The following is a 10,825-nucleotide window of genomic DNA, read 5'->3' as shown; positions in this document are numbered from 1 at the left end:
AGCAACTCATAAGCTATACCAATTCCTAAAATCAACCAATAGTTAAAGGAGATAGGAAGCTCACTTGGAGCATAATTCGACCCATTGAAGCCACTGAACCCGGATTTCTCACTTGTAATAAAAAATCGTTTCAAGAGTTTTTATATCTTTGAACAGATTTACTTTTAGTTATGTCTACAATCTCAAATCAATTTTGCTAGCGTAGTGACATAGGATAGGATTTCTCGCTCCCCAGTAAGGGGTTGGAAGCAAAAGGATTAATATGGCTCATTTAAATCAGCGTCGCTCCCAAAATGTCAACGGCGATTTTTATGTAGATACTACCTGTATTGATTGTGATACCTGTCGCTGGATGACTCCTGAAGTGTTTTCTCGTGTTGATGAACAGTCGGCGGTTTATCATCAACCAACCAATGATGCAGAAAGATTAGCAGCCCTGGAAGCACTTTTAGCTTGTCCTACTAGTTCTATCGGCACAGTTGAAAAACCAAAAGATATCAAAGATGCTCAACAAAGTTTTCCAATATTAGTAGTGGAAAATATTTACCACTGTGGTTATCATTCGGAAAAATCTTACGGTGCTGCTAGCTATTTAATTCAACTTCCAGAAGGTAATATTTTGGTGGATTCTCCCCGGTTTACGCCGCCTTTAGTCAAGCGCTTAGAAGAACTGGGGCCGATTCGTTACATGTACTTAACTCATAAGGATGATGTGGCAGATCATCAAAAGTTTGCCGAGCATTTTCAGTGCGATCGCATCCTCCACATTGATGATATTACTGCCGATACGCGCAATGTAGAAATACAGCTAACTGGTTCTGAAGCATTTACTTTGACTGAGGATTTATTAATTATCCCAGTTCCCGGTCATACCAAAGGACACACAGTTTTACTTTATAAAAATAAGTTTCTGTTCACTGGCGATCATCTCGCTTGGTCAGAAAGCTTGCACCAACTGACTGCATTCCACGGTGCTTGCTGGTATTCTTGGTCAGAACAGACTAAATCAATGCGTAATTTGGCTAATTACTCTTTTGAATGGGTACTACCAGGTCATGGGCGAAGGTTTCATGCCGATCGGGAAACCATGCGCCAGCAGATGCACAAGTGTATTGAGCTTATGGAATCTTTGGATTGACATTACAGCTATTTTCAGGTATAAGACCACGCAGTAGGGGCGCAAGGCTTTGCGCCTCTACTTTTCACGTGATTCTCCCTTTTTAAGGGTGATTTAGAAGGATCTAAAACTTTTGATACCGACAATAGGACTTTTCAAACATCCTCTAATGCAGCCTTGAAAAAGCTAATGACAATCATGGCTCACTGGTATGAGATCCTAGAGACAGTCAATGGAGTGCGAACACAATGGAACAACATCAGAAGCCAACGGTTGTAATTACGGGTGCCTCTTCGGGGGTGGGTTTGTATGCTGCAAAAGCTCTTGCTGATAAAGGATGGTATGTAGTACTGGCATGTCGGGATTTAGCAAAGGCACAAAAAGCTGCTCAAGCTGTGGAAATCCCCTACAACAGTTATACCAGCATACATATTGACCTTGGCTCCTTGGAAAGTGTCCGACACTTCGTGAAGAACTTCCGAGCTACTGGAAAGTCTTTAGACGCTTTGGTGTGCAACGCTGCAATTTATATGCCCTTAATCAAAGAGCCTTTACGCAGTCCCGAAGGTTACGAGTTAACTGTCACTACCAATCATCTGGGTCATTTCCTATTGTGCAACCTGATGATAGAGGATTTGAAGAAATCATCTTTAGAGCCAAGGCTAGTAATTTTAGGAACAGTCACCCACAATCCAGACGAACTGGGTGGAAAGATTCCACCACGTCCCGACTTAGGCGATTTGCAAGGCTTTGCAGAAGGGTTTAAAGAGCCAATATCGATGATTGATGGCAAGAAATTTGAACCAGTCAAAGCTTACAAAGACAGCAAGGTTTGCAACGTGCTGACTATGCGGGAACTGCACGATCGCTATCACCAGTCAACCGGTATTGTCTTCAATTCTCTTTATCCGGGATGTGTTGCAGAAACGCCGCTATTTAGAAACCACTATCCCCTGTTTCAGAAAATCTTCCCCTTATTCCAGAAGTATATTACTGGGGGATATGTGTCTCAGGAGTTAGCGGGAGAACGGGTTGCTGCTGTGGTTGCCGATCCTGAGTATAATCAATCCGGTATTTATTGGAGTTGGGGAAATCGCCAGAAGAAAGATGGCAAGTCTTTTGTGCAAAAAGTCTCTCCTCAAGCCCGTGATGACGACAAAGGCGATCGTATGTGGGAACTAAGCGCCAAGTTAGTTGGACTTGCATGACAGAACAGGAGGTGGCGTTACCCTTGTGCATGATTCATAAATTCATTTTTTGGAATGAATTGGCATTATTGTGCAGGTAAGTAATGCTTGAGGTGATTATTACGTCACCTCTGACTTTAGTAAAGTTATAGACAATTGGCAATTACTTTAGGCCGTAGGGTGCGTTAGACTTTAACGCACCGATGTTAATTGTAAAGATATGTGAGATATTATCTAAAGATTTCTGATGGAAACTGCTATGTCTTCCCTAAAGGCACATTCCCAAACCCTATATGAGACTGATTACTTGCAATGGATAGAAACGACTGTAGAAAAATTGCAAAGTCAGGATTACGCAAACGTTGAGTGGGAGAACCTAATTGAAGAAATTGCTGATATGGGAAGGAGTGAGCGCCGAAGTTTCAAGAGTAATCTGATTGTAATTCTGATGCATTTGCTCAAATGGCAATTTCAGCCCGACAAAAGAAGCGGTAGCTGGGAAGGAAGCATAATTGAACATCGTAGACGTGTCAAAGAAGCTCTAGATGATTCACCTAGTCTCAAATCCTATCTTGAGATAGTTTTTGCTGAGTGTTACACACAAGCGGTTAAGCAAGCAAAAGCTGAAACTGGCTTGTCAATAGAATCCTTTCCTCTGAACTGTCCATACCAGCTAGCAGAAATCACAGATGATGAATTTTTACCTCAGTAAGCCCTGAATCGGTCTGTATGTACCGCTTCACTCTACAGTTATACCTCTATATTGCCTACTCTCTTGACTTAATACATAGAAAATATGTATAATCGTGAACGCATAGAAGGGGAGTAGCTGCTGGCAAAAAACTTGAAAGCCAGTACATCTGAATCAACATACTGGCGATGAGCCTGGTTCAGATGGCAAGTAACTAATATTTGAAAGCGAGACCTTCACTAAGTTCACACCGAAAAGTGTAAACTTGGTGAGGTCTTTTGGCTCTCATCAAGCTTCACATCGGTAAACGATTCTTCAGGAGCTTGAGAGAGTGTTAACAGCTTTTACCGCAGGTTTATTACTAATTACAGTTTCAGAACTAGGCGATAAAACATTTTTTATTGCTGTAATTTTGGCAATGCACCACCCGCGGCGGCTGGTATTTATCGGTGTGACAGCTGCTTTAGCCGCGATGACAATCCTTTCGGTGATATTTGGACAAGCGGTATCTTTGTTGCCAAAAGTTTATATTCATTACGCCGAAATAGCTTTATTTATTGCCTTCGGTATCAAGCTGTTGTATGACGCTAGTAAGATGTCCGCCGCTTGTGATACAGAAGTTGTGGAAGAAGCTGAAGCTGCGGTGAAACAAGCAGATTTGCAGTTACCAAAGCAAAAAACTGGGTTGGCAATTGTCATAGAAGCCTTTGTGTTGACATTTATGGCAGAGTGGGGCGATCGCACCCAAATTGCCACTATTGCCCTAGCAGCAGGTAATAACCCCATTGGAGTGACAATAGGTGCGATTTTAGGACATTCTATTTGTGCTGCGATCGCAGTTATCGGCGGCAAAATGATTGCCGGACGCATTTCTGAGCGTCAACTCACCTTTATTGGTGGATGCCTATTTTTAGTCTTTGGTATTGTTGCTGCCATTGAAGGAGCGTGAGGGGAAGAAGCAGGGGAGAAATCAATTAAAAATTAAAAATTAAAAATTAAAAATTAAAGAACTTCTGCTTCCTGCTTTCTCTTTCCCAATGCCCATTACTTGGGAGTATTTCCCAATGAAGATGCGGGAGATGAAGCAGATTTAGGAATGGGAGAAACCGTTCCTGCCTTCTTAATTTCGTCTCTGTACTTAGCAGGTGCTAAAGCTGCGGCACTATCAAATAAAGGTTTTGCATCTGCGTCTTTGCCCTGTTGTTTCAGGAGCATCGCTTTTGCCACGACGGGGCGAAAATCCTTGGGATCTTTCTTAATTGCCTGGTCATATACAGAGCTAGCTTGAGCGTAACGTTTCTGGGAAGCATGAACAGAACCTAACAGCACCTGCACGGCTACTATATCTACACTTCCAGGCTGAATTGTATTTGCTTGGGCTGCATTAGATAGGGTTTCTTGCAACAAACCAATGGCTGCTTCGGGGCGTTGCTGACTGATCAATAGAGCCACCATTCCTTGCAAAGCCTTCAAATCGCCCGGTTTGCTGGACAAAATCGAACGATAAGCTTGAGCGGCTCCTTCGCGATCGCCAATTTGCTGTTTGGCTTGAGCTAGTAACACTGAATATTCTGACTGTTCGGGATTCAGCTTTGCTAGCTTTTCTAGGGGTTCAATGACAACTTGGATATCAGCTGGTTTAACCTCACTTTTATCTTTTTGACTCAGTAATTGCAGCCGTGCCTGTAATAAACCCTTAAGCGCAGTCTGATTTTCTGGTTCCCGTTGCAAAACCTGTTCATAACCCCGTGCTTCGTCTTCCAGTTTTGATTTTTGGTCAGCGGAGGACAAACTGCCTCTGGTGCTAGCAGTATTCTGACTTGAGGGTGGCGTATTATTAAATGCTCCAATTATGGGAATCACCGAAACACCCACAAAAGCAAGAATTGCCACCGCTAAGACGACTTGAACTATCCAACGATTGCGCGGTTGAGACACGGTTTTGTCTTTCTCCTAAATTTTAATGACATTATCATTTACACAAATCGTAAAGTTAAAAATTTCCAAAACTTTGCGGAATACCGCCAATTGCCTGTGAATTTTATAACAATTAACTATCCACACTGCTAAAGTAAGTGATGACTTTAGGAGGAGCCGTCAGAATTGTAGCTATGATATGCTTCCGAAACTAGTGTAAAGCCGCTAAATTAGACATTTAGTGTTTATACATTAAATTTAGCGCCTTTAGGATTGTATAGAGTACCCTAGTGTGATTTTGTGAAAAGCCAATATACTTTCATCAGTCGCACAAATGCTCTTTCCAGCTGCCTTTGTAAAATCCCACAATGGGATGTGTCTCCGCCGCAAGGAGTTTTTATGAATTCCGACCTGATGCCGTTGCCTGAATCTTCCAATTCTTCTGCCTCTAACCAGGGCCCAACTAACATAGAGGCAGCCGCTAATGTTCATATAGCAGCCCATTCCTCTAAAGAAGTTGACAATTTGCCTGTCAACCCCAGCGAGACTGACTCGAATGGGAACTTGATTAATCGCCAGCAACCGATTCCGCCTCCCAGTGAACCGATGCAGTATCGAGCGATCGGCTTAGTCCGAGGTCGCTATCATGCTAGCAGCGAACAATTTACTCAAGGTACGCTGCTGACCCCAGATGGTGTAGAACTCAATGCCGTCCTCCTAGGCCGGATTATGAGCTTAGTCAAGAATCATCTAGACTTAGAAAAAGAACACTTGTGGGTAGTATATCCACGTACTAGACAAGAAAATGACACCTTGCACATCCAAATCGTCGGAGTTTGGGAGCCAGAAAATCTGGCTAAAAACTCAACAGATGAGGACGAATCGGATTTTGAGTTGCAAGAGTTAGAGACACTCGATGATGGCTTATCCGAGAACTCTGAACTAAATACAACTGCCCCCAGACCTTCATCAGAAGTTGCAGATGGTGGTTTTTCTGTTCGTGGTGAAGTAGTATACCAATCTTTTGATGCTAAAAGCTTGGTAGTCAAAATTAGGCAGGCTCCACGCAAATCAACTGACAAACCCAAGTATTTTAAGTTGAAATTGAGGGGTGTGCTAACTACCAAAGCAGTGGGCAAATTCTGGGACTTCCAAGCCAAACGGGAAGCAGACGTTTTGGTAGTAGAAAAAGCTGAGGCGATCGCTGATTTACCCAAAAAACGCAAACCACCATTTAAAGGTGGGCCTCGTGCTGGCATTGGTGGTGCTGGTGGTAGAAAACCATTCCCCCCGAGACGCACTGGCGAAACCCCTCGTCCCATCAAGAAAACAAGTACAGGCGGCGACACTTCAGTGGTGTCAAAACCTATACCAAGAACACCCGCTCCTAAACCCATCAAGCGACCGAAACCGACTCAAGAGTAGGGAATGGGGCATTGGGCATGGGGCAAAAAAAGCAGAGGTGCAGAGGGGAAAGATTTACTGCTCCTCTGCTCCTGTGCTCCCCTGCTCCAATCAAAAATCCGTCCGACGGTCTTGGGGTAGAAAAGATCGCTCCATCGGAATTGGAGAAACTGGTTCTGTAAGGGTAAACGTACCTGCTTCGATCCACTTTTTCAACTCTAGGGCGACTTGCCTAGAAAAAAACAAACTCGCTAAGGGGGCAGAGCGTACTGCTTTGCCCTCTATGGTGATCCGCCCAGATTTGAGTTGGGCGTAACTCACCAAACCAAAGGTGGGACGGACGCGCCGAGGAATGGAAAAATCCACTATTGGGGCTACTAAGTCTTGATCTTGGACGGCGCAGTGTTCAATTACTTGTTCATTTAATACAGGTAGTGGTACACCAACCCCTAACATTAATGAGGGGCCATAACTTTTGAAATAACACCCTCGCACCCAATGAGCATCCATTTGCTTGGCATCACCAATTAAAGCTAAAGTGGCAGAAGGCCCAATCGGTGTACGATTAGCTAAACGTTTTTGTAAGGGGAAGTGCTGAGTGCCTTCCCAAGCGACATAGCCAATACCGCCGCCTAAAAAAATTCGAGTACCTATACCAACGAGTTGCAAATCAGGGTCGTTGAGTAAGGGTGAAATCGCACCGGGGTTAGAATAAACAGCATTCCCCAGACGCGGTTGTAAAGGACCGAGATAGGTGAAGAGGGGGCGATCGCCACCATTTACACCAACAATAAAATTTTGATAAAGATTGCGCGGATTGAATAAATAAAACTGATTAATTGTGTCACTGGTAATTGTAGTTTCAAAATTTGCTCTGGGGTAACAATCTGTTACTTGTCCTTGGGCTTTCACGTGTATAGATTTACCAGCGATCAAATCTTCGATTACATGACCGCCACCACGTTCTCGCACTTCTTCCCCGTCCGTCGTCTCCACAGCGCAACTCGCACCTAAATATAAATCTACTGCCCCAAAACCAGAGTATGCTGGCACACCATCTAACCAACAGCGGCGAATTTTTATCGGCGGGTCAGTATGTCCCAGATTGATAATTGCACCACTTGATTCCATAGGCTCAAAAGTACCAGTGGTAATTACATCGACTTCTTTAGCAGCTTTAGTAACACCGATTTCTACAACTCGTGCTTTTAATTCTTCAGTTGTCAATACCACCGCACGTTGACGCTTAATTTTCTCGTTAATTTCTGCAATTGTTCGCATCTTATAAGTGCTTGCGCTTCCTGGTGAATGGGGAATGGGGAGAGACGGGATTAATCGCGTTTCTACTAGGGAAAAGAAATTTTCATTGCTCCTTGTGAACGCAGATTATCGAGACTCTTGTATAATTTCATCTCGAAATAGTTATTGCCAATCTCTGCACGACAGCTTAACACCCCGAATAAGGATAAAATTTCAAAAAACAATTCAAGTATTGCAAAGTCCAAATGATATATTTTTTGGGGTAAATAAGCTACCTATATCCAAAAAATTTTTGCCTCTACGTAAAATTACTATAAAAAAGTCTTGCATTATCAATCAAATGTATGTATGGTTAGTTAGGATTAGGTGGATTTACTGGACTTAAATAATTTTACGTCAATCGAAAGAAACATTTCACCCGATAACGAATTGAGTAAGAGGCAATGACTACTTCTGAATTAACTAATCTTGAGCAAAGAAACCAAAGTAAGATTTCCGATAGTATTGAAAATTTATCCTCTCCATCAGATGAAAAAAAGTTGTTTAACTTGAAGGTAATAGAGTATTTATTACTTGCAGCTTTTATCTCTGCCGGACTCTTTATTATTTTTCTTTCAGATGATAAAACAGTTGTAATTTCTGGAGCAGTATCTCTAACTTTTCTATTTTTTTTGTTGCTCATCAATAGACAAGTATTTCAGAACTATAAGCAAGCCGCTTATAAGTCTGAACTCACCAAAAAAGCTGAACTCTATAGTTATTTATTAACAAATTCTAATTCCTGGAATAAAGATACGCTGACTCTGACAAGAGGGAAGGCTTTACAATACAGCCAAGACTTGATTGACGATTATAAAAGAATTAGGGGTGTATCAAGGAACCTTTACTATAGTTTGCAAATTGCGACAGTGATTTTATCAGGAGTCACACCGATTTTAGTTCTGGTAGACAAATTAGAAGCAGGACAAGCTTGGCTGAAGTGGCTCCCTGTGCTTTGCCCAGCTATTGCTTCTATAATTGCTAGTATAGTTACCTCTTTTCCTTTTCAGAAGAATTCGCTTGCTGCTAATACAGCCGTTGAATTATTAGAAGCGGAACAAGAGAAATTTATATTGGGCGTGACTCCGCCTTATCGTTGCTATGATGTCTCTGACGAAATCCAACAGCAACAAAAGGCAAGTCAGGCATTAGAATATTTTATTGTTCAAGTGAACAATATTCATCTAAACCAATTGCAACAAACTAGTGACACGCAATCAGAGAAGACAGAATCAACTTCATCTAATGAGTCAAACAAATCAGAAGCAGAAGTAACAAACCAGAAAAAACAATAGCTAATCAGCTAATTTTGTCCATGCTCATGGTTATTCTTTTAAATAGGATTTATTCAGACTGACTCAAAAGTATGAGATTCCCGACTTCTAAAAAAAGTTGTGAATCTTATTGTTTTTTCACTCCAGCACTCATTATCCCAATCGCTTCCAAATTTCTAAGACTTCATATAACTCGTGTCATGGAGTTAAGTCAATAGACGCGATGAATCGCCGTCTCTACAATAATCAGTCTTTCGCTTTGACGGCGATTTATCACATCTTTGTGAGCTAGAATTTTCATCAAAAAACCTTAAGCGAACCGTATTGAAAGCCGAGTGACTAATCTTATTTTTTCAAAATATCATCATCAATCGAGGGATTCTCATTTATATCTGGATTTTCTGCCGTCCAATTATCATCTGTTCCAGGAGATTCAGAAACTATTACAAACTCAGTCTCTTTTCTATTGTTATTCCCCCATTCATCCAAAACATCTTTAATTAACACCTCTTGCAACCAAATCTTAGCAACAACAGTTAAAGGTAGTGCTAGGAATAATCCTAAAAAGCCAAAGAACGTTACGAAAAAGAGCTGGGCAATTAAGGTTATGGCTGGCAGCAATGATACTTGATGCGCCATGACAACGGGTGTGATGAAATTACTCTCAACCTGTTGAATGATAAAGTAGAGAATCAAGACAGCGATCGCTTTCCAAGGTTCATCCAAGAAAGCGATCGCCATTGCTGGGATTACACTCATTGTTGGTCCCAGATTGGGAATCAAGTTAAAAAATCCCGCTAAAACCGCTAAAGCAAGTGCTGCCTTTACATGCAAAATTGATAAGCCAATGAGACTCATGACTCCCACTACAAAGATGGCAATGAAAGCACCTGTAATCCATCCCTCCAATGAGACTTCACATTTATCTAAAATCCCATCTACCCGCCGCCGATAAAATGAAGGGAAAAGCCGCACAAATACTTTGCGGTAAGCCACGGGGTCAGCTAAGAGCATCCCTGTTAAAACCAACACTAGCAAAATCTTGAGGACAACTTCCAAAGAGCCAGATACAAAGGCAAAGGAGTTTCCCAGTAGCCGATTGGCGAAGGGCTGTACTTGTTGGATGAGACTATTAATATCTGGAATGTAAGGAACTAACTGGTCAGGAATACGAGTTCTCAGGGCATCAAGCCAACTATTAAAGCGTCCAAACCCTCTAGGAACTTGATAGGTTAGTTCTTGAAACTGCTGGGCAAATGGCGGCACAATTAGCCAGAAAAAACCCACGACACCTGCGAAAAAGATAGCTACTGCTAGGAGGACGGCGAATCCGCGCCTCATCCCAAAGCTTTGAAAGCGTTTCGCTAGCCGATTTAAGGTGGTGGCTAACACAACTGCGGCAAACATGAGCAAAAGTACTTCCCGAATTTGCCACAAGATGTATAAAGAAAGAAGTATGGCGATTAAGCCGATCCATTGACCGAGGTTCACAGGCTAACTCCCAACGGTTGGCGAGATGCAATTTTCTTGTAATTAAGCTAGGTTAGCTGATTTTAGGAACTTGTGCGTAAATGGTTTGAGTTAATTTTGTTTTTGTGCTTGAAATCGCCATAGTAGAGCGATCGCTACGATCGCAATCGGCAAGAATACTATAATCAGCGCGTTGGTTGCTGTCGCTGGAATTGATAGACTTGGCCCTGCATACTTAATCAATACCGATAACAAAGCCGAGAGTAAAAGCAGTTTCAGAATTAATCCTAGTTGATTTTCCATACAAGTACGGCAATACAGATTTTTGTGGTACATACAAATTTGCGTTGTACCGTGTAGTTTCTAGAATAAACCCACAGATACAATCCTTGTAGTTTTCACAAAAATATAATTTCTATTACCTGTCAGGAGCGAAGGATGCGAGACGCGATCGCTATTACACTTT

Annotated in this window: 10 protein-coding genes; 6 read left to right on the top strand and 4 right to left on the bottom strand. The window is 42.1% G+C overall.

Annotated features, from left to right (window positions below):
• Nucleotides 1–262: 262 nt before the first annotated feature.
• The 4 genes from HWQ42_RS12240 (at nucleotide 263) to HWQ42_RS12225 (ending at nucleotide 3,944) form a co-directional block, all read left to right on the top strand.
• A complete protein-coding gene (locus HWQ42_RS12240) occupies nucleotides 263–1,138 on the top strand; it encodes an MBL fold metallo-hydrolase (protein ID WP_292739270.1) in 876 nt (291 codons plus the stop codon).
• A gap of 227 nt (nucleotides 1,139–1,365) precedes the next feature.
• A complete protein-coding gene (locus tag HWQ42_RS12235) occupies nucleotides 1,366–2,325 on the top strand; it encodes a protochlorophyllide reductase (protein WP_292739268.1) in 960 nt (319 codons plus the stop codon).
• A 238-nt stretch (nucleotides 2,326–2,563) separates the two neighbouring features.
• The gene (locus HWQ42_RS12230; RefSeq protein WP_292812297.1) at nucleotides 2,564–3,016 is read left to right on the top strand and encodes a DUF29 domain-containing protein; all 453 of its coding nucleotides are present in this window, start codon (nucleotides 2,564–2,566) and stop codon (nucleotides 3,014–3,016) included.
• Nucleotides 3,017–3,326: 310 nt separating this feature from the next.
• Nucleotides 3,327–3,944 (top strand): TMEM165/GDT1 family protein, encoded by a 618-nt coding sequence (locus tag HWQ42_RS12225; RefSeq protein WP_292812294.1) that lies wholly within the window; start codon nucleotides 3,327–3,329, stop codon nucleotides 3,942–3,944.
• A 95-nt stretch (nucleotides 3,945–4,039) separates the two neighbouring features.
• On the opposite strand, the gene HWQ42_RS12220 is transcribed toward HWQ42_RS12225, so the two are convergent.
• Nucleotides 4,040–4,933 carry a tetratricopeptide repeat protein gene (locus HWQ42_RS12220; RefSeq protein WP_292739262.1) on the bottom strand — a complete coding sequence of 298 codons (894 nt, stop codon included), beginning with the start codon at nucleotides 4,931–4,933 and terminating at the stop codon, nucleotides 4,040–4,042.
• A 378-nt stretch (nucleotides 4,934–5,311) separates the two neighbouring features.
• Here HWQ42_RS12220 and HWQ42_RS12215 point away from each other — a divergent pair, with 378 nt between their 5' ends.
• Nucleotides 5,312–6,337: a hypothetical protein gene (locus HWQ42_RS12215; protein WP_292812292.1), complete on the top strand. Its 1,026-nt coding sequence runs from the start codon at nucleotides 5,312–5,314 to the stop codon at nucleotides 6,335–6,337.
• Nucleotides 6,338–6,427: 90 nt separating this feature from the next.
• Here HWQ42_RS12215 and HWQ42_RS12210 read toward each other — a convergent pair whose 3' ends face one another.
• Nucleotides 6,428–7,597: a homocysteine biosynthesis protein gene (locus HWQ42_RS12210; protein ID WP_094351489.1), complete on the bottom strand. Its 1,170-nt coding sequence runs from the start codon at nucleotides 7,595–7,597 to the stop codon at nucleotides 6,428–6,430.
• A gap of 422 nt (nucleotides 7,598–8,019) precedes the next feature.
• Here HWQ42_RS12210 and HWQ42_RS12205 point away from each other — a divergent pair, with 422 nt between their 5' ends.
• Nucleotides 8,020–8,910 carry a DUF4231 domain-containing protein gene (locus HWQ42_RS12205; RefSeq protein WP_292812289.1) on the top strand — a complete coding sequence of 297 codons (891 nt, stop codon included), beginning with the start codon at nucleotides 8,020–8,022 and terminating at the stop codon, nucleotides 8,908–8,910.
• 324 nt (nucleotides 8,911–9,234) lie between these two features.
• On the opposite strand, the gene HWQ42_RS12200 is transcribed toward HWQ42_RS12205, so the two are convergent.
• Nucleotides 9,235–10,380: an AI-2E family transporter gene (locus HWQ42_RS12200; RefSeq protein ID WP_292739255.1), complete on the bottom strand. Its 1,146-nt coding sequence runs from the start codon at nucleotides 10,378–10,380 to the stop codon at nucleotides 9,235–9,237.
• A 90-nt stretch (nucleotides 10,381–10,470) separates the two neighbouring features.
• Nucleotides 10,471–10,662, bottom strand: a complete 192-nt coding sequence (locus HWQ42_RS12195) for a hypothetical protein (RefSeq protein WP_094351187.1) — start codon at nucleotides 10,660–10,662, stop codon at nucleotides 10,471–10,473.
• Nucleotides 10,663–10,825 lie beyond the last annotated feature (163 nt).

Source organism: Nostoc sp. JL23, from assembly GCF_017115065.1.
Classification (GTDB): Bacteria; Cyanobacteriota; Cyanobacteriia; order Cyanobacteriales; family Nostocaceae; genus Nostoc; species Nostoc punctiforme_A.
Note: the sequence above shows the minus strand (reverse complement) of the source record. Positions and strands in the feature narration are given on the sequence as shown.

Coding starts and splice junctions, on each gene's coding strand:
- HWQ42_RS12240 (WP_292739270.1), top strand. CDS start 263: ATGGCTCATTTAAATCAGCGTCGCTCCCAAAATGTCAACGGCGATTTT.
- HWQ42_RS12235 (WP_292739268.1), top strand. CDS start 1,366: ATGGAACAACATCAGAAGCCAACGGTTGTAATTACGGGTGCCTCTTCG.
- HWQ42_RS12230 (WP_292812297.1), top strand. CDS start 2,564: ATGTCTTCCCTAAAGGCACATTCCCAAACCCTATATGAGACTGATTAC.
- HWQ42_RS12215 (WP_292812292.1), top strand. CDS start 5,312: ATGAATTCCGACCTGATGCCGTTGCCTGAATCTTCCAATTCTTCTGCC.
- HWQ42_RS12210 (WP_094351489.1), bottom strand. CDS start 7,597: ATGCGAACAATTGCAGAAATTAACGAGAAAATTAAGCGTCAACGTGCG.
- HWQ42_RS12205 (WP_292812289.1), top strand. CDS start 8,020: ATGACTACTTCTGAATTAACTAATCTTGAGCAAAGAAACCAAAGTAAG.
- HWQ42_RS12195 (WP_094351187.1), bottom strand. CDS start 10,662: ATGGAAAATCAACTAGGATTAATTCTGAAACTGCTTTTACTCTCGGCT.